18 protein-coding genes are annotated in these 18,570 nt (G+C 70.8%); 8 read left to right on the top strand and 10 right to left on the bottom strand.

Going from position 1 to position 18,570, the window contains the following annotated elements; genetic code table 11:
* Positions 1-81: 81 nt before the first annotated feature.
* Both RI211_RS15310 and RI211_RS15305 read right to left on the bottom strand, forming a co-directional pair.
* A complete protein-coding gene (locus tag RI211_RS15310; protein WP_259954354.1) occupies positions 82-864 on the bottom strand; it encodes an SDR family NAD(P)-dependent oxidoreductase in 783 nt (260 codons plus the stop codon).
* On the bottom strand, positions 846-1,706 hold the full coding sequence (locus RI211_RS15305) for a fumarylacetoacetate hydrolase family protein (protein ID WP_315636371.1): 861 nt from the start codon (positions 1,704-1,706) through the stop codon (positions 846-848). Before RI211_RS15305 ends, RI211_RS15310 begins: the two co-directional genes overlap by 19 nt.
* 123 nt (positions 1,707-1,829) lie before the next feature.
* Here RI211_RS15305 and RI211_RS15300 point away from each other — a divergent pair, with 123 nt between their 5' ends.
* The 3 genes from RI211_RS15300 to RI211_RS15290 are packed head-to-tail and all read left to right on the top strand — an operon-like array spanning position 1,830 to position 4,523.
* Positions 1,830-3,125 (top strand): L-fuconate dehydratase, encoded by a 1,296-nt coding sequence (locus RI211_RS15300; protein WP_315636369.1) that lies wholly within the window; start codon positions 1,830-1,832, stop codon positions 3,123-3,125.
* Positions 3,112-4,080, top strand: coding sequence for an aldo/keto reductase (locus tag RI211_RS15295; protein WP_315636368.1), 969 nt, complete (start codon positions 3,112-3,114; stop codon positions 4,078-4,080). The genes RI211_RS15300 and RI211_RS15295 overlap by 14 nt, the downstream gene beginning before the upstream one ends.
* 23 nt (positions 4,081-4,103) lie before the next feature.
* Entirely contained in the window at positions 4,104-4,523 is a 420-nt protein-coding gene (locus RI211_RS15290) for an RbsD/FucU family protein (RefSeq protein ID WP_315636366.1), read from the top strand.
* A gap of 96 nt (positions 4,524-4,619) precedes the next feature.
* Here the strand turns inward: RI211_RS15290 and RI211_RS15285 are convergent, their stop codons facing one another.
* Positions 4,620-5,621 carry a LacI family DNA-binding transcriptional regulator gene (locus RI211_RS15285; protein ID WP_315636364.1) on the bottom strand — a complete coding sequence of 334 codons (1,002 nt, stop codon included), beginning with the start codon at positions 5,619-5,621 and terminating at the stop codon, positions 4,620-4,622.
* Between the two features lie 188 nt (positions 5,622-5,809).
* Between RI211_RS15285 and RI211_RS15280 the strand changes: the two genes are divergently transcribed.
* The 4 genes from RI211_RS15280 to RI211_RS15265 all read left to right on the top strand — a co-directional run bounded on the left by RI211_RS15280 (position 5,810) and on the right by RI211_RS15265 (position 10,530).
* Positions 5,810-6,679 (top strand): sugar phosphate isomerase/epimerase family protein, encoded by an 870-nt coding sequence (locus RI211_RS15280; RefSeq protein WP_315636362.1) that lies wholly within the window; start codon positions 5,810-5,812, stop codon positions 6,677-6,679.
* 178 nt (positions 6,680-6,857) lie between these two features.
* A complete protein-coding gene (locus tag RI211_RS15275; protein WP_025105377.1) occupies positions 6,858-8,360 on the top strand; it encodes a sugar ABC transporter ATP-binding protein in 1,503 nt (500 codons plus the stop codon).
* Positions 8,360-9,394, top strand: coding sequence for an ABC transporter permease (locus RI211_RS15270; protein WP_025105378.1), 1,035 nt, complete (start codon positions 8,360-8,362; stop codon positions 9,392-9,394). The genes RI211_RS15275 and RI211_RS15270 overlap by 1 nt, the downstream gene beginning before the upstream one ends.
* 134 nt (positions 9,395-9,528) lie before the next feature.
* A complete protein-coding gene (locus tag RI211_RS15265) occupies positions 9,529-10,530 on the top strand; it encodes an ABC transporter substrate-binding protein (protein WP_071329175.1) in 1,002 nt (333 codons plus the stop codon).
* Positions 10,531-11,290: 760 nt separating this feature from the next.
* Here RI211_RS15265 and RI211_RS15260 read toward each other — a convergent pair.
* From RI211_RS15260 to RI211_RS15230, 7 genes are all read right to left on the bottom strand, one after another.
* Positions 11,291-11,587, bottom strand: coding sequence for a putative quinol monooxygenase (locus tag RI211_RS15260; protein ID WP_126894150.1), 297 nt, complete (start codon positions 11,585-11,587; stop codon positions 11,291-11,293).
* A 23-nt stretch (positions 11,588-11,610) separates the two neighbouring features.
* Complete coding sequence (locus tag RI211_RS15255) at positions 11,611-12,579, bottom strand: phosphotriesterase family protein (RefSeq protein WP_315636356.1); 969 nt, start codon at positions 12,577-12,579, stop codon at positions 11,611-11,613.
* Entirely contained in the window at positions 12,579-13,523 is a 945-nt protein-coding gene (locus RI211_RS15250; RefSeq protein ID WP_315636354.1) for a shikimate dehydrogenase family protein, read from the bottom strand. Before RI211_RS15250 ends, RI211_RS15255 begins: the two co-directional genes overlap by 1 nt.
* The gene (locus RI211_RS15245; protein ID WP_315636352.1) at positions 13,520-14,497 is read right to left on the bottom strand and encodes a phosphoglycerate dehydrogenase; all 978 of its coding nucleotides are present in this window, start codon (positions 14,495-14,497) and stop codon (positions 13,520-13,522) included. The genes RI211_RS15250 and RI211_RS15245 overlap by 4 nt, the downstream gene beginning before the upstream one ends.
* Positions 14,497-15,987, bottom strand: coding sequence for a xylulokinase (gene xylB / locus RI211_RS15240; protein ID WP_315636350.1), 1,491 nt, complete (start codon positions 15,985-15,987; stop codon positions 14,497-14,499). The genes RI211_RS15245 and xylB overlap by 1 nt, the downstream gene beginning before the upstream one ends.
* A gap of 9 nt (positions 15,988-15,996) precedes the next feature.
* On the bottom strand, positions 15,997-16,572 hold the full coding sequence (locus RI211_RS15235) for a glucose-6-phosphate isomerase family protein (protein WP_025105385.1): 576 nt from the start codon (positions 16,570-16,572) through the stop codon (positions 15,997-15,999).
* A gap of 122 nt (positions 16,573-16,694) precedes the next feature.
* On the bottom strand, positions 16,695-17,669 hold the full coding sequence (locus RI211_RS15230; protein WP_315636347.1) for an acetylxylan esterase: 975 nt from the start codon (positions 17,667-17,669) through the stop codon (positions 16,695-16,697).
* A gap of 80 nt (positions 17,670-17,749) precedes the next feature.
* On the opposite strand from RI211_RS15230, the gene RI211_RS15225 reads away from it, so the two are divergent.
* Positions 17,750-18,559 carry a DeoR/GlpR family DNA-binding transcription regulator gene (locus RI211_RS15225; protein WP_315636345.1) on the top strand — a complete coding sequence of 270 codons (810 nt, stop codon included), beginning with the start codon at positions 17,750-17,752 and terminating at the stop codon, positions 18,557-18,559.
* Positions 18,560-18,570: the final 11 nt, after the last annotated feature.

Raw genomic sequence — 18,570 nt, 5'->3', positions numbered from 1 at the left:
CGAACGGCGGGACGGGGCGGGACGGGACGAGAACGGCCCGGGGTCTCGCGGGGAGACACCGGGCCGTCGGAGAAGAGCGAGTCACTCGGGGCGGAGGCGGAGCTGCGCCATCCCCCCGTCGACCTCGATGAAGGTGCCCGTAGTGGAGCCCGCGGCGGGACTCACGAGGTAGGCCACCGCGGCGGCGACCTCGTCGGGGCTCACGAGTCGTCCGTGGGGCTGTCGTGCCTCCAACGCGGCCCGCTCGGCGGCGGGGTCGGCCGCGGAGTCGAGCAGTCGTCCGACCCACGGCGTGTCCGCCGTGCCGGGGTTGACCGCATTGACGCGGATGCCCTCGCGCAGATGATCGGCGGCCATCGCGCGAGTCAGCGCCGACACGGCCCCCTTCGACGCGGAGTACAGCGCCCGCTGCGGGAGTCCGGTGGTCGAGGCGATCGAGGCCGTGTTGCATACGGCGGCGGCGGGGGACGTCCGCAACCAGGGGAGCGCCGCCGAGGTCACCCGAGCGATGCCCGTGACGTTGATGGAGAGGACGCGGGCCCACTCGTCGTCGTCGTTCGCGGCGATGTCGCCCTGTGCGCCGACGCCGGCGTTGTTGACGACGATGTCGATGCGGCCGAAGCGCTCGGCGACGGCGGCGACGGCGGCGTCCACGCTCGCGCGGTCGGAGACGTCGGCGGTGAACGCGGCGAACCGCTCGTCGGCGTGCGTGGTGTCACGATCGAGGACCGCGACGATGACGCCGTCCTCGTGCAGACGGTCGGCGATCGCCGCGCCGATGCCGGAGGCTCCTCCGGTGACGATGGCCACGAGGCCTTCCGCGTCGGTTCCCTGAGTTCGAAGGGTCACTTCTCTGCCTCCCATGCGATGAAGTCCTGGCGCTGGCGTCCGAGGCCGTCGATCTCGATCTCCACCACGTCGCCCGCGGCCAGGTAGGGGTACGTGCCGGACAGGGCCACGCCCTGCGGGGTGCCGGTGAGGATCAGGTCACCGGGCTCGAGCGTCACGTACTGCGACAAGTGGTGCACGATCTGCTCGACCGTGAAGATCATGTCGCTCGTGTTCGAGTCCTGCCGCGGCTCGCCGTTCACGAAGCTGCGGAGGCCGAGCGCCTGATGGTCCACCTCGTCCGGGGTGACCAGCCAGGGACCCGTGGGATTGAAGCCGAAGGCGATCTTGCCCTTCGACCACTGCCCGCCGGACACCGCCATCTGGAAGTCCCGTTCCGACACGTCGTTCGCGGCGACGAAGCCGGCCACGTGCGCCATCGACTCCTCCGGGGAGTCGAGGTAGGCGGTGCGGGCGCCGATGACGATGCCGAGCTCGACCTCCCAGTCGGTCTTCTCGCTCCCGCGCGGGATCGTCACCGCGTCGTTGGGGCCGACGACCGTGTTGGGCGTCTTGAGGAAGATGATGGGGATGGTCGGCGGCTCCGTCCCCGACTCCGCGGCGTGCGCGGCGTAGTTCATCCCGATGCAGATCACCGCGCTCGGGCGGGCGATCGGGGCGCCGATGCGCATCGTCGCGGCGTCCGGCAGCTCGGGGAGCTCCCCGGCGTCGCGGGCGGCGGCGACGCGGGCGACGAAGTCTCCCGCAAGGAAGTCGCCGTTGACATCGGATGTCACCGGGCGGAGGTCGAGGTAGCGGTCACCCTCCAGGAGGACGGGGATCTCCGCCCCCGGGGTGCCGAGCCGCGCGAACTTCATGATTCTCCTGATCGTTCGGGAGGCCGCTGCTCAGCGGCCGGTCTCGTTGACAGTATAGACATCGGATGTTTACACTCCAAGAGATCCGCGCGGAAGAACGACCCGCGCATGGAGAGGAACCCCGTGAGCCGTATCGTCGCCCTCGACACCACCGACATCCGCTTCCCCACGTCGCTGAGCCTCGACGGCTCCGACGCGATGAACCCGGACCCCGACTACTCCGCCGCGTACGTCATCGTCCGCACGGACGCCGCCGACGGCATCGAGGGGCACGCCTTCGTCTTCACGATCGGCCGCGGCAACGACGTGCAGGTCGCGGCCATCGACGCGCTCGCCGGACACCTCGTCGGGCGGGAGATCGAACCGCTGCTCGATGACATGGGCGGCACGTTCCGCGAGATCATCGGCGACTCGCAGCTCCGCTGGCTCGGCCCGGAGAAGGGCGTCATGCACATGGCCATCGGCGCGGTCATCAACGCGCTGTGGGACATCAAGGCCAAGCGCGCGGGCCTGCCGCTCTGGCAGCTCCTCGCCCGGATGACCCCGGAGGAGCTCGTCGACCTCGTCGACTTCCGCTACCTCACCAACGCCCTCACCCGCGAGGAGGCGCTGGAGATCCTGCGCACGGCGGAGCCCGGCCGGGCCGAGCGCGAGCAGCAGCTCCTCGCCACCGGCTACCCGGGCTACACGACCAGCCCCGGCTGGCTCGGCTACTCCGACGAGAAGCTCGAGCGCCTCGCCCGCGAGGCCATGGCCGACGGATTCACGCAGATCAAGCTCAAGGTCGGCGCCGACCTCGACGACGACATCCGCCGCTTCCGGAAGGCTCGGGAAGTGTGCGGCCCGGACTTCCCCATCGCGATCGACGCGAACCAGCGCTGGGAGGTCTCCGAGGCGATCGAGTGGGTGAACGCGCTCGCCGAGTTCCACCCCGCATGGATCGAGGAGCCCACCAGCCCCGACGACATCCTCGGGCACGCGGAGATCGCCCGCGGCGTCGCGCCCATCCGTGTCGCCACCGGTGAGCACACGCAGAACCGGATGATCTTCAAGCAGCTCCTGCAGGCCGACGCGATCTCGGTCATGCAGATCGACGCCGTCCGCGTCGCGGGAGTGAACGAGAACATCGCCAACCTGCTGCTCGCGGCGAAGTTCGACGTGCCGGTGTGTCCGCATGCCGGCGGCGTGGGGCTGTGCGAGGCCGTGCAGCACCTGTCGATGTTCGACTTCGTCGCCGTCTCCGGCACTCGCGAAGGCCGCCTGATCGAGTTCGTCGACCACCTGCACGAGCACTTCGTCGTGCCGACCGACATCCAGGGCGGCTCCTACATGGCTCCGACCGCGCCGGGTACGGGCATGGAGATGAAGGCCGACAGCATCGCGGAGTACACCTGGACGGGTGCGCATGTCCACGCCTGAGCGCCTGACCGTCCCGACCCTCGGCTACGGTGCCGCGAACGTCGGCAACCTCTTCCGTGAGCTGTCCGACGACGACGCGTGGGCGGTGCTCGACGCGGCGTGGGAGAGCGGCATCCGCTTCTACGACACCGCTCCGCACTACGGCCTCGGGCTGTCCGAGCGCCGACTCGGAGCCTTCCTGCAGACCAAGCCGCGCGACGAGTACGTGCTCTCGACCAAGGTCGGCCGTCTGCTGCGCCCGAACCCCGACCACGCCGGCGGCCTCGACACCGCGAACGACTTCCACGTGCCGGACGACCTCCAGCGCGTGTGGGACTTCTCGGCGGACGGCATCCGGACGAGCCTGGAGGAGTCGCGCGAGCGCCTGGGCATCGAGCGCATCGACCTCCTCTACCTGCACGACCCGGAGCGGCACGACCTCGACCTCGCGCTCGCCGAGGCCCTTCCCGCCCTGGAGCAGTTGCGCGCCGACGGTGAGGTGACCGCGATCGGCATCGGCTCGATGGTGTCGGACGCCCTCGCGGCATCGGTGCGTTCGGCCGACCTCGACCTCGTGATGGTGGCCGGTCGGTACACGCTGCTGGAGCAGCCCGCCGCGATCGACGTGCTGCCCGCGTGCCGCGAGACCGGGACCGGGATCGTCGCGGCGTCCGTGTTCAACTCCGGGCTGCTCGCCTCGAACGAGCCGCGACGGGACGGCCGCTACGAGTACGGGCAGCTCCCCGACGAGCTGTGGGACCGCCTCGTGCGCATCGCCGCGGTGTGCGCCGATCACGACGTGCCCCTGCCGGCCGCGGCGATCCGGTTCCCGCTGCAGTCTGACGCGGTGCGCTCGGTGGTCGTCGGGGGCAGCCGTCCGGCGCAGCTCCGGCAGAACGCCGAGTACGCTTCGCTGCAGATCCCCTCCGCGCTGTGGGAGAACCTCGCCGCCGAGGGCCTGATCCCCGCGTCCTGACCCCCCGATCGAGAGGAGCCGCCGTGCTCGAAGGAATCCACCCGCTGCTGACCGGGGAGCTGCTGCTGCATCTCGACCGGATGGGGCACTCCGATGCCGTGGTCGTCGCCGACGCGCACTTCCCGGCGTGGGGACTGGGCGCACGGGTGGTCGAACTTCCCGGGACCACGACGCCGGAGGTCGTGGCCGCGATCCGCAGCGTGCTGCCACTCGACGACGCGCCCGGCATCGACCTGATGACCTCGGCCGACGGCGAGGTGCTGGATGTGCAACGCGAGCTCATGGCCGCGGCGGGTGCGGAGCTCGACACCACGCGCTTCGTCGAGCGCTTCGCGTACTACGAGGTCGCGAAGGAGGCGTACCTCATGGTGCGCACGGGGGAGACGCGCAAGTACGGCAACGCACTGCTCCGGAAGGGCGTGGTCGGCCACCCCTCGGCCTGACTCCGTTCACAACTCAGGAGCTGCGTCGGCGAAAGCGGCTGGACGGGCCGTTCCGACGCGGAGCCGCGCTCTTCTCCTGAGTTGTGAACGCCGGGTTCACCGCCCGACGGTGGACTCCCGCACGATGAGCTCGGCCGGGAACGGCGTCGGCGCCGGCGGGGGAGCGGTCGGATCGGCGAGGAGTTGCAGCAGCGCGGCCCCGGCGGCGCGGCCGATCTCGTAGCCGGGCTGCCGCACGCTCGTCAGCGGCACCACGCCCTGGTGCGCGGCGGCGATGTCGTCGAACCCGACGAGCGCGATCTCCTCCGGCACGCGGATGCCGTGGCGGAGCAGCGGCGTGAGCACACCGAGGGCCACGCCGTCGTTCGCGGCGAAGACCGCGTCCGGGCGCTCTTCCGCCGGGAGCTCGACGAGGCCTGCCCCGGCGCGGAGGCCGTCCTCGGTCGCCAGATGCTCGACGTCGAGGACGGAGACGCGGACGTCCGTGCCCGCCACCGCATCGCGCAGGCCGGCGAGGCGGTCATTCGATTGGCTGACCGTCGGGGCTCCGAGGAAGAGGATGCGGCGGCGGCCGAGGGACAGCAAGTGCTCGCCGGCCAGCCGTCCTCCGCCGCGGTCGTCGAAGGTGACCGCGGCCACGGAGGGCGAATCCCGGATGGGGCCGACGACCACCGAGCGGATCCCGCGCGTCGCGAGCTGCTCCAGCCGCGGCACGACATCTCCGCGCGGATAGATGATGATGCCCTGCACCCGGTGGGCCTCGAACATGTCGATGTTCTGCTCCTCGCGGGCGACGTCGCGGGCGCTGTCGCTGAAGAAGAGCGACCAGCCGCCCTCGCGGGCCACGTCGTCGACGCCGCGGGAGAGGTCGTTGAAGTACGGCAGCCAGGCGTCGAGGAGGATGAGGGCGAGGGCCTTGCTCGATCCCGCGCGGAGCTGGCGGGCCGACTCGTTCGGCACGAAGCCGAGCTCGGCGATCGCGGCGCGCACCCGCTCGCGGCTGGCGGCGCCGAGGACGTGCGGGTGATTGAGGTAGTTCGACACGGTCGATGCCGAGACCCCCGCGAGAGCCGCGACGTCCTTCACGCTCGCGGACATGGGTCTCCTTCGGCGGTGGGGCCGTCGGTGTGCGGCCGGATGACGCCCAGGCTAGCGGAGGACTTGTAACGTGCCAAGAAAGTTCTTGACACCCCGGTCGACGGCGACGTAGCGTGACTCGCACACCGGACTTGTAACGTGCCAAGTCCGCGCGGCGACGGTGCCGGACACCCGCCGGAGGAGCGCTCATGAACATCGGCTGCCACGGACTCGTCTGGACGGGGACCTTCGACGCGGACGGCATCCGGCTCGCGGTCGAGAAGACGAAGCAGGCGGGCTTCGACCTCATCGAGTTCCCGCTGATGGATCCGTTCTCGTTCGACGTCGCCGCCGCGAAGGCCGCCCTCGCGGAGCATGGACTCGCGGTCAGCGCCTCGCTCGGGCTCTCCGACGAGACCGACATCACCAGCGGTGACCCCGCCGTGGTGGCCGCGGGCGAGGCGCTCCTGCTCCGCGCGGTCGACGTGCTCGCCGAGCTCGGGGGCACGCACTTCTGCGGCGTGATCTACAGCGCGATGAAGAAGTACATGGATCCGGTCACGCCCGAGGGTCTCGCCTCGAGCCGTCGGACGATCGCCCGAGTGGCGGACCACGCCGCCGACCGGGGAGTCTCCGTCTCCCTCGAGGTCGTCAACCGCTACGAGACCAACGTGCTGAACACCGCGCGGCAGGCGCTGGCGTACCTCGCTGAGGTCGACCGTCCGAACCTCGGCATCCACCTGGACACGTACCACATGAACATCGAGGAGTCGGATATGTTCGCGCCGGTGCTCGATGCGGCCCCGGCCCTGCGGTACGTGCACATCGGCGAGAGCCACCGCGGCTATCTCGGCACCGGGACGGTCGACTTCGACACGTTCTTCAAGGCGCTCGGACGCATCGGCTACGACGGCCCCATCGTGTTCGAGTCGTTCTCCTCGGCCGTGGTCGCGCCTGACCTCAGCCGCATGCTCGGCATCTGGCGCAACCTCTGGACGGACAACGACGAACTCGGGGCGCACGCGAACGCCTACATCCGCGACAAGCTCGTGGCGGTCGACTCCATCCGCCTCCACTGAGACCCGCGGGCGCTTCGAGATCAAGATGTTATTACAGGTCTTCCCCCGCCGCCGATCGTTAGATACATTTAGATACAACTTGCACTGGCCCGGGTGCAGGACGCAGAATTGATCCGATGTTTACGGCGGAACGGTCCGCCGAAATCGCGACAGAACCTTCAAGGAAGCAGGTGAGCGCATGAGTGGACCCATCCTGAGGGTCGAGGGGATCAGCAAGGGATTCCCCGGTGTCCAGGCGCTGAAGGACGTGCATCTCGAGGTGCGCGCCGGCGAGGTGCTCGTCCTCGTGGGTGAGAACGGTGCCGGCAAGTCCACCCTGATGAAGATCCTCTCCGGGATCTACACCAAGGACGAGGGCACGATCACGTTCGAGGGACAGGAGGTCGAGCTCACCAGCCCGCTGCAGGCGCAGGAGCTGGGGATCACGATCATCCACCAGGAGCTCAACCTGATGCCCGACCTCACGGTCGCGCAGAACATCTACGTCGGCCGCGAGCCCACGACGGGCCCGTTCCTGTCGGAGCGGAAGCTCAACCGGCAGACGGCCGAGCTGCTGCAGCGTTTGGACATCCACCTCGACCCCCGCCAGCGCGTGGGAGAGTTGACGGTGGCCGAGCAGCAGATGGTCGAGATCGCCAAGGCGCTGTCCTTCAACGCCAAGGTCCTCATCATGGACGAGCCGACGTCGGCCCTCACCGACAGCGAGGTCGAGACCCTCTTCGTCCTCATCGAGCAGCTCAAGGCGCGCGGCACCGGCATCGTCTACATCTCGCACCGCATGGACGAGCTGCGCCGCCTCGCCGACCGCGTGACCGTGCTCCGCGACGGCACATACATCGGATCACTCGACAAGTCCGAGATCACGATTCCGACGATCATCGAGATGATGGTCGGCCGCGTGATCGACGAGGGCACGCGGCCGCAGGCGCGGGAGCATCTCAACGACCCCATCGTGCTCGACGTGCAGGGGCTCTCCACGCGGAAGCTCCTCAAGGACGTGTCGTTCCAGCTGCACAAGGGCGAGATCCTCGGATTCGCCGGCCTCATGGGCGCCGGCCGCACCGAGACCGCCCGTGCCGTCATCGGCGCCGACCACCGTGACGGCGGCACGATCACGATCGGCGGGCGCACCGTCCGCATCGCGCAGCCCGCGGACGCGGTCAAGCACGGCGTCGGCTACCTCTCCGAGGATCGCAAGCTGCTCGGCCTCATGCTCGAGCAGGACGTGACCTTCAACACCGTGCTCGCGTCCCTCGGCTCCTACGCGAATGGCATCGGCTGGATGGGCGACAGCAAGGCGAAGAACCGCACCAAGGAATACGTCCAGCAGCTGCGGGTGAAGACCCCCTCGGTCAACCAGGTCGTCAAGCTCCTCTCCGGAGGGAACCAGCAGAAGGTCGTCATCGCCCGGTGGCTGATGCGCGACTGCGACATCCTCATCTTCGACGAGCCGACGCGAGGCATCGACGTCGGCGCGAAGGAGGAGATCTACCGCCTCATGCAGCAGCTCGCCGACGCGGGCAAGTCCATCATCGTCATCTCGTCGGAGCTCCCCGAGATCCTCCGGGTCGCGAACCGCATCGCCGTGTTCGCGAACGGCCGCATCACCGGGACGCTCCGCAACGAGGAAGCCAGCCAGGAGAAGATCATGCAACTCGCAGCCCACGGGGAGGAAGACTGATGAGCACCCCACAGCAGTCCGGATCGTCGACGACGACGATCATCCAGACGGCCGTCAACGAGGACACCGACAAGCGCGACGTCGCCGGGTTCCTCAAGCGGCAGTTCCAGCAGTCGCTCGCGTTCGGCACCCTGATCGTCCTGGTGATCTTCTTCTCGATCGCCAGCCCGAACTTCTTCACCTTCAGCAACATCGCCACGGTGCTGCTGTCCACCGCGGTCATCGGCATCCTCGCCCTCGGCACGACGTTCGTCATCATCACCGGCGGCATCGATCTGTCGATCGGCACCGGCATGGCGCTCTGCGCCGTGATGACGGGTGTGCTCATCACCAACCTGGGCCTGCCGGTGTGGGTGGGCGTGCTCGGCGGCATCGCGACCGGTGTGCTCATGGGTCTGGTCAACGGCGTGAACATCACGTTCCTGCGGCTGCCTCCGTTCATCGCGACGCTGGCCATGATGATGATCGCCGGCGGCCTCGCCCTCGTCATCTCGAACGTCGCGCCGATCTACTTCTCCACCTCGGCTCCCGACTTCAAGAAGATCGCGCTCGGCGTGCTCATCCCCGGCATCCCGAACGCGGTGCTCATCACCGCGGCCCTCGCGATCGTCGCCTGGCTCGTGCTGTCGAAGACGCTCCTCGGGCGGTACACGTTCGCGATCGGATCGAACGAGGAGGCCACGCGCCTCTCCGGCGTCAACACGCGCCGCTGGACGATCCTCATCTACATGTTCGCCGGCGCCTTCACCGGCATCGCCGGCATCGTGATCGCCGCCCGCCTCGACTCGGCCCAGCCGCAGATCGGCACGGGCTACGAGCTGCAGGCCATCGCGGCCGTGATCATCGGCGGCACCTCGCTGCTCGGCGGCCGCGGCTCGATCCTCGGCACCGTGATCGGTGCGCTCATCATGAGCGTCCTCGTCAACGGCCTCCGGATCATGTCGATCCAGCCGGAGTGGCAGAACATCGTCGTCGGCGTCGTCGTCCTGCTGGCCGTCTTCCTCGACTCGCTGCGCAACCGCCAGCGCACCTGAGACACGGCGGCGGCGAAACCCGTGCCCGCCGCCGTCCCCGGCTCCGGCCGGATCCCGCGGAACCCTCCGCACAGGCACCACGAATGTCCACCCGCCGGTCCTGGCCGGCACCCACACAGAACAACGGAGTTTCCATGAAATTCGGCAAGAAGACCGCATTCGCGGCACTCGTGGCCGCATCCGCGCTCGTGTTCGCCGGCTGTGCCGGCGGCGGCGACGTGATCGAAGAGGGCTCGGGCGGCGACACCGGCAGCAGCGACGGCGAGATGTACATCGCCATGGTCTCGAAGGGCTTCCAGCACCAGTTCTGGCAGGCCGTCAAGAAGGGTGCGGAGGAGAAGGCCCAGGAGCTGGGCGTCAAGATCACCTTCGAGGGCCCGGCCGCCGAGACCGAGATCGCGCAGCAGCTCGAGATGCTGACCGCCGCGATCGACAAGAACCCGGACGCCATCGCCTACGCCGCCCTCGACCCCGAGGCGTGCGTCGCCCCGCTCGAGCAGGCGAAGTCGAAGGACATCCCCGTCGTCTACTTCGACGCCCCGTGCAACGGCGACGTCGGACTCAGCCTCTCCGCGACGGACAGCAAGGTCGCCGGCGCGCTGGCGGCCGAGCATATGGCCGAGCTGATCGGCGGCGAGGGCGAGGTCGCCATCGTCGGTCACTCGCAGATCAACTCGACGGGTGTCGAGCGTCGCGACGGCTTCGTCGAGAAGATCGAGGCGGACTACCCCGACATCGAGATCGTCGACATCCAGTACGGTGACGGCGACCACCTGAAGTCGGCCGACATCGCCAAGACGCTCATCGCGGCGCACCCCGACCTCAAGGGCATCTACGGCACCAACGAGGGCTCGGCCATCGGCGTCGTGAACGCCGTGAACGAGCTCGGCCTGGAGAAGGGCAAGATCACCATCGTCGGCTTCGACTCCGGTGCAGCCCAGATCAACGCCATCAAGGACGGCACGATGGCCGGCGCCATCACGCAGGACCCGATCGGCATCGGCGCCCAGGTCGTGCAGGCGGCCTACGACGCGGCCAACGGCGACGACGTCGAGGAGTTCTACGACACCGGTTCCTACTGGTACGACAAGAACAACATCGACGACGACAAGATCGCCGCGGTCCTCTACGAGTGACCCGCACGACGGAGCCCCTCGCCTTCGGGCGGGGGGCTTCGTCGTGTTCAGTGGTGCTCCGGGTCCGTGGTCCGTGATCCGTGGTCCGTGATCCGTGGGTGATCGGCGGTCCGATTGCACGACCCCGGGGCGGATGCACGATCGGACCCCCGGTTTCCTCGTGCACCCGTCTCGGGGTCGTGCAGATGAACAGGGTCCGGGGTCGGGTCGGGTCGGTCTGGGGTCTGGGGTCTGGGGTCTGGGTCTGGGTCTGGGATGGGTCTGGGGTCTGGGGTCTGGGGTCTAGGGTCTGGTCTGGGGTCTGGTCTGGTCTGGGGATGGGACCGAGGGTGGGACGGATGCACGACGCGGGGACCGATGTGTGACCGGGTGGGCGGTTGGGTCGTGCCGTCGTGGCGGTGGCGTGCAGGTGAAACCGGATGGCCGAGTGGAGCCGTTCGGCCGTGGGACGGTCAACCGAAGGTGCGGATGCACGACGCGGGGACCGATGTGTGACCGGAGGGGCGGTTCGGTCGTGCCGTCGTGACAGGGGTGTGCAGGTGAAACCGGAGGGCCGAGCGGAGCCGTGCCGCACGGGGACGGTCAGACGGGGGACGGGGCACGACGAAGACGGATGCACGACGGGAGGACAGGGGCACGACGAGGGGGCCGGAATGGGCGTGCGGGCGTGGCGAGGTCGTGCAGGTGAAACAGGGAGACGGAGAGGGGAGACGGTGAGGGGAGACGGAGAGGGGAGACGGAGAGGGGTCAGGGGAGGGGGTCAGAGGGGGCGGAGGAACGTGAGGATCGAGGTGGGCTCGACGATGAGTTCCTGGAGCGCGGCGTTGAAGGGGACGCCGGCGGGTGCGTGGAGATGGGCCTGGAAGGCGTCCTCGTCGCGGTAGACCTCGTAGACGAAGAAGCGGTCGGGGTCGTCGACGAGGCGGTGGGCCTCGAAGACGATGTTGCCCTCCTCGGCGCGGACGACCTCGGCGAAGTCCCGCAGCAGTGCCGCGACGCGGTCGGCGGCCCCGGGCTGCGCGGTGAAGACGGCGTGGAGGACGGTGGGTTCGGGCATGACGACTCCTCGGGTTCGGGTGGTCAGGGGCGGAGGGTCAGGAAGCGCGCCGGCGTCGTGACGAGCATCCGGTGCACCGCGTCATCGCCGACGGCTTCGCGGAGTCGCGGGAGGTAGCGGTCGCCGAGGTAGGCGAGACCCGGCATGCCGCCGTAGGCGATGTACCGGGTGCGACGGGCGACGTCGCCCCCGAGCAGGATCCGGTCGCCGGCCCCGCGCTCGACCACGGCGACCGTGAGCGCCAGCAGCTCCGCGTCGGACCGGGTGCGCGGCCTGGCGAAGCCGTCATAGCCGAGGTGGGCACCGCGCTCGGCGAGCGAGACGTGCAGACCGGGGTCGGGGTCACGGTCGGCGTGGGCCAGGACGACGCGATCCGCTGCCACCCCCTCGGCCTCCAGGAGATCGAGGACCTCGTGGGCCGCGGTGCCGAACTCCAGATGCACCATGACGGGCGCTCCCGTCTCCCGGTGCGCCCGGGCGACGGCGACCAGTGTCGTCCGCTCGAACGGGCTGATGCGCCAGTAGTCGGCCCCGCCCTTCAGCATCCCGGCGCGCACGGGCTCCCCTCCGGGGCCCGCGGCGAGGGGCACGTCTGGCGTCTCGAACACCGCGGCGTCATCCGCCGGCATCCCGCGCGTGAGGTCGGACACGAACAGGGCGGCCAGGCGGTCGGCGCCCCACACCTGCATCGGGTGGTCGGGGCCGTAGTGGGCCTCGCGGTGTCGACCGGTCGTCGCGACGACATGCAGCCCGGTCGCGGCGCTGATGCGGGCGACGGCGGCGGGGTCGCGGCCCAGGCCGAACGGCGTGGCGTCGACCATGGCCTCGAAGCCGCTCGCCCGCAGCAGACCGGCCTCCTCGCCGGACGCGGCCTCGTCGTCGAGCTCGTCCTCGACCAGCAGCGGCGACACCTGGAACAGGTGCTCGTGGTAGTCCACGCGTCCGAGCTGCGACGGGTCGATGTCGCCGAGGACGGTCCGCACGGCGGGCATCAGCGCACCGACTCCGCAGCCTCCGCGAGGCGCTCGACGGTCTCGGGCGTGAGGTCGAGGTCGAACACGTCCGCCACGACCTGCGACCAGCCGTGGATGAAGTACCGCCAGCCGTCGACCACGTGCAGCGCGCGATCGTCCTCCTGCGCCTCGGCCTGGTGCAGGAACTCCAGCGAGCCGCGGTAGTTGAACTCCCACGCGTACGCGCCCTGGGGGAAGACGACCGCGTCGGTCAGGGGCGACCCGGGGCGGTCCTTGCCGAGCCCGGTGGCGTTCGCGATGACCGATCCCGCGGGGGCGGCCGTGACCAGAGCGTCGGCCTCCTCCGGCGTCTCGGTGACGACGTAGCGGAGCAGCCCCTCGGGAGTGCCGTGCTGGCGGTGCACCTCGCGGAGGTGGTCGAGCTTGTCCTGGGTGCGCGCGGTGACGGTGATGAGCGCGGGGGCGTCGTCCCGCTCGGCGAGGGCCCAGCTCAGGGCAGTGCCGGAACCACCGGCCCCGAGGATGACAACCTCGGCACCGGTGCGCGCGAAGTGATCGGCGGGGAGGAAGTCGCGCAGAGCCAGGTCCACCGTGATCGGGTCCTTCGCGCGGCCGGACAGCGTGGAGCCGCGCTTGGCGATGCTCGAGATCTCGGCGCAGGACACCGCGAACGGATCGAGCTCGTCGAACAGATCGGACGCCGCCGCGTACACGTTCATCTTGTGCGTGGTGACAAGCGCGCCGCGGTGGTGCGGGTCGTCGCGGATCTGTTCGACCATGGCGCGGTACTGCGCGGAGTCGGCATCCATCGGCAGGTCGTGGCCGACGAGGGTCCGGGTGGGGAGGCCGAGGATGTCGGCCCACAGCGGGAACACCTTCATGATCGACGACGAGGCGGTGGTGACGCCCACGAAGCCCATGTAGTCGGCGGTGGCGGGGGCGGACGTCGCGGCGGTGGTCATCGGTTCTCCTCGGGGGCGGACGCGGGGACGGGGACGGGGTGGGCGGGGTCGGCGCCACGGAGGACCGCGATCACGTCGTCGAGGGACAGCGCGCCCATGTTGTCGACGGCCTGGGTGGTCTGGGCACCGAGGTGCGGGGTGACGATGACGCGGTCGGCGAGCGCCGGGTCGAGCAGGGGGCTGTCGTGCGCGGCCGTGTCGCCGTCGAGGGTGTCCGCCGCGTACCCGGCGAGGACGCCGTCGCGGAGCGCGTCGGCCACGGCCTGCTCGTCCACGAGGTCGCCGCGGGCGGTGTTGACGAGCACGGTGCCCGGCCGCATCCCGGCGAGGCGGTCCGCGTCGACGAGCTGTTGCCCGCCGGGGGCGTGCAGGGTGATCACATCGGCGGTGCGGAACAGGTCGTCGAGGGTGACGGGTTCGGCGCCGCGGTCCCGCACGAGGTCGGCGGGCAGGAACGGGTCGGAGGCGAGCAGCCGCGGACCGAACCCGCCCAGTCGCCGCGCGACCCCCTGGCCGATCCGCCCGAAGCCGACGATGCCGACCGTCGCGGCGCCGAGCTCCCGGCCGCGGCGCACGGTCCAGTCGCCGGTCCGCACGCGGCGGTCGCCGTCCGGGATGGTGCGCAGGGCGGCGAGCATGAGGCCGACCGCGTGGTCGGCCACCGCGTCGGCGTTCGCGCCGGGGGTGTTCGTGACCGGGATGCCGCGCTCGCGTGCCGCCGCGAGGTCCACCGCCTCGACGCCGACCCCGTAGCGCGCCACGACCTTGAGCTTCGGGCCGGCGGCGAGGTGCGCGTCGGTGACCGGTCCGGTGCCGGCGATCCAGGCGTCGGCGCCGTGCAGCAGCATCCGCAGCTCGTCGAGGTCGTGGTGCGCGGGTCCGCGGAGGATACGGTGTCCGGCCTGCGCGGCGCGCCCGACGAGGTCGAGGTCGCCGTCCGAGAAGGAGCGGCTCGTGACGAGGATGACGCCCATCAGTGCGGCCTTCCGGCGAACCACGGCGCGAGGGCCGTGTAGGCGTCGGTGAAACGCGCGTGGCGCTCGGCGTAGACCGCATGCCGGGAGGGGTCGGGCGTGAACTCGGCGGTGACCTCGCTGAGCGCTCGGGCGGCGGAGAAGTCGGTGAGGCCGAGACCGACGGCTCCCGTGACCGCGGCACCGAGGCTGTTCGCCTCCTCCACGATGGTGCGGCGACGAACCGGCACTCCCCAGACGTCGGCGAGGACGGCGAGGTAGACGTCGCTCTGCGCCCCGCCGCCGACCGCGTCGATGCGGTCGATCGTCGCCCCGGCCTCGCGGAACGCCTGGATGCAGGTGAGGAGGTTGAACGCCGTCCCCTCCAGCACGGCGCGCACGAGGTGGGCGCGCCCGTGGTGGCGGGCGAGACCGACGAAGGCCCCGCGCGCGTCGGGATCCCACAGCGGGGAGCGCTCGCCGAGCAGGTAGGGAAGGAAGTAGAGGTCGTCGGTGTCGACGTCGCTCGCGGCCTCGGCGACGAGGCGCCCCGTCTCCGGGTGCGCGGGGTCGACGGAGAGGGCTTCGGCGATCCACTGCACGGAGGCGCCGCCGGCCTGCATGGTCGCGGTCGGCACGAACGAGCCCGGGACGACGTTGTCGAAGGTGAAGGTCCGCATCGCGGCGTCGTGCAGCGGGGCGTCCGCCGCGAAGGAGATCCACGACGAGGTGCCGAGGCACACGTAGGCGCCGTCCTCGGGCGCCACGATTCCGGAGCCGACCGCGGCGAGCGGTCCGTCGCCGCCGCCCATGACGACGCGGACGCCGGTGTGCAGCCCGAGCGCTTCGGCCGCGGCGGCCGTGAGCGGGCCCGCGATCTGCGTCGACTCCAGGATCTCGGGGAACAAGGCGGGATCGAGCCGCGCGGCGGAGAGGATCTCAGGGGACCACGTGCCGGCGACCTGGTCGTACGCGTTCGTGCCGGAGGCGTCCGAACGGTCGGTGGCCAACCGCCCGGTCAGCCGCAGCACGATGAAGTCCTTGGCCACGCACACCCGGCGCACGCGCTCCCACACCTCGGGTTCGTTGTCCCGGACCCACATGACCTTCTCGATCGAATAGGTGGGGTTGAGGCGGTGACCGAGGATGCCGTAGGCGCGTGCGGCGCCGACCGCCGCCTCGAGCTCGCGCTGCTGGGCGCCGGCGCGGGTGTCGGCCCAGATGATCGCCGGCCGCGCGGGCTCTCCGTCGGCATCGAGCAGCACGGCGCCCATCATCTGCCCGCTGACCACGAGCCCGGCGACGTCGGCGGCGGCGGTACCGGTGCGCGCGAGCAGATCGCGGGTCGCCGTGACGACCGCGTGCCACCAGTCGGCCGGGTCCTGCTCGGCGACGCCGCCGACCGCGAAATGCGCCGGATACGGCACCGTGACCGCGGCGATCAGGCGGCCGTCGTCGTGGTGCAGGGACGCCTTGTTCCCGGTCGTGCCGAGGTCGTGGGCGATGATCATTGCCGGAGCCTATTCCGCGTAGGGACGCAGGTCGACGCCGGACTCCGCGCGGAACGCCCGCGAGCCCATGCCGTGCTCCAGCACCCAGCCGTAGTCGTGGCCGGCACCTCCCGGGTACACGGCGAGGAAGGAGTAGGGCTCGTCCCCCGTGTTCACGGAGCGGTGCGCCCAGCCCGGCGGGATGTAGCCGATGGTGCCCGGGAGCATGTCGAGCCACTCGGTGCGCTCGCCGTCGAACATGAGCAGTCCGCCGCGGCCGTGCAGCGCGAGGTAGATCTCGCCCTGGTGGTCGGGGTGCTGGTGGCCCTTGGTCATCCAGAGCTCGCCGCCGGTGTCGCCGGGCATGATCGTCGTGATCGACTGCGGCAGCTCGCGCTCGATCTCGGGCACAGGGGAGCTGACGACCGTGTAGACGATCGGGTCCTCGCCCGCGGCGGCGGCCGCCCAGGCGTCGTGGTCGCGGAACAGGCCCTCGAGGTCGGACATCCGCCGGGTCAGCGTGGGGCCTTCGGGGGAGAGGGTGAGCTTCTCGGCGTCGAAGGCGATCGCCATCGGGGAGATCGGCGGGGTCTGGTACTCGGGCATCCATGCTCCTCGAAACGGGTGCTGCGTCGTCGCGCAACCTGTAATGACAAGCTCACTGTACCTGTTATGACAGGTTGCGTCCAGTGCTCTCCCGCGCGCGAGGAGCCGCGCATGCGGCGGTCTCAGCGGGCAAGCACGCGCTCCAGATGTGCGCGCCCGTCGCGGATCGCGGCCGCCGTCACGTCGTCCCACCCGGGATACTCCGCATGGCCGGCCGGAAGCACCGCCAGCTCGAGATCGCGGGCCCCCGCGGCGACCGCGAACTGTCCCTGCGGCGGCACGTACTGGTCCCAGAGAGCCGCCTCCACCCGGACCGGTACCTCCGCGAAGCCGATGCTCGTGGAGGAATCGAACCAGCGCAGCACCTCGCGTGCCTCGGGGTGGCGCTGCACGTGCTGACGCACGGTCTCGCCGCTCCCCAGGCATGGCACCGCCAGCCGTTCGTCGTACTGGCCGAAGCTCGGCACGATCAGGGTGGCCCCCACGAACCGGTCGTCCCACGGCAGCGCGAGGGCGCCGATGCCGCCGCCGAAGCTCTCCCCGACGTAATAGAGAGGAAGCGCGCCGACGACCGAGACGAGGACGTCGGCCGCCAGCCACAGGTCGCGCGCGCACAGGCCGAGCACGTAGCGCTCCGGATCGTCGATGCCCGCGAGCACGTGCTCCGGGGTCGGCTCGGGTGCACCCACTCCCGCGTTCAGCACGCCGAGTCCGCGGGCCACGGGATAGATCGCCGCGACGTCGTCCGGCACCCGCGCGAGGTCGACCGCCTCGCGTCCGCCGTACCCGTGTCCGTGCACGACGCCGGCGCGGGGCGTGCCGTGGAGGGGCTCGACGACCCAGGCGCGCAGTCGAACGCCGTCGACGCCGGCATGCTCGACGACGGAGACCCGACGGCCCTGCTCCTCGGAGGTGGAGAGGACGACGGGGGCCGCGTCCACCGTGGCGGCCTCCCGCCGCCAGCGTCGCCAGCGGTCGACGAACCCGGGCGGCGCGGGCACCGGGAGCACGGCACGGAGGTCGGCTTCGGTCCGGCCGTAGCTGCCGTCGAATGCGGCATCGGGGAACCAGGTGGCGTAGGGCTCGGGGAAGGTCATGCGGGCTGAGGGATCCTGTTCCGGGAGTGGGGCGGGCGGGGGTGCGTGGCAGACTGGAGGCTCCATCGGAAGGAGACCGCGTGCTGGTCACGGAACGCCGCGAGCGCATCCTCGCCCTGACCCGCGATCGCGGTACCGCCTCCATCGTCGAGCTCGCGGCGACGCTGCAGGTGAGCGAGATGACGGTGCGGCGCGACATCGATCAGCTGGCCGAGGAGGGTGCGGTCGAGCGCATCCGCGGCGGCGTGCGGGCGCGAGGTCATCAGCGCCTGGCTCCGGCTCCGGCGGCCTCGGCGGAACGGCGGGCGATCGTCGCGGCGGCCGCGGGCCTCGTCGAGCCGGGCATGGCGGTCGGCATCTCCGGCGGACCCACGGCCCTGGCGCTCGCGAGGGAGCTCGTGCGCGTCCCGGAGCTCACGATCGTCACGAACGCTCTGCCGGTCTCCGACCTGTTCTCGCCGCCGGACCGCGCCGACGCTCCGTACACGCAGACGGTCGTGCTCACCGGGGGCGTGCGCACGCCCTCCCAGGCGCTCGTCGGGCCGGTCGCCGTCCGCGCCCTCGAGCACCTGCACTGCGACCTCGTGTTCCTCGACGCCCACGGGCTCGACGAGCAGGCCGGCATCACGACCATGAACCTGCTGGAGGCCGAGACCAACCGGGCGCTCATGGCCGCGGGCCGGGAGGTCGTCGTCCTCGCGGAGCACACCCGCTGGGGCGTGGTCGGGCTCACGACCGTGGCCGACCTCAGCGACATCGACCGCCTCGTCACCGACGACGGCCTCGACGACGGCGCGCGGGAGCTGCTCGCCGCGCACGTCGGCACCCTGCACGTCGCGCCGCGCGACGGCGGCGACGAGCGTGCGCTCGCGACGGCCCTTGCGGACTGAGTCCGCCGCCG

Source organism: Microbacterium meiriae, assembly GCF_032364335.1.
Lineage (GTDB): Bacteria > Actinomycetota > Actinomycetes > Actinomycetales > Microbacteriaceae > Microbacterium > Microbacterium meiriae.
Note: the sequence above shows the minus strand (reverse complement) of the source record. Positions and strands in the feature narration are given on the sequence as shown.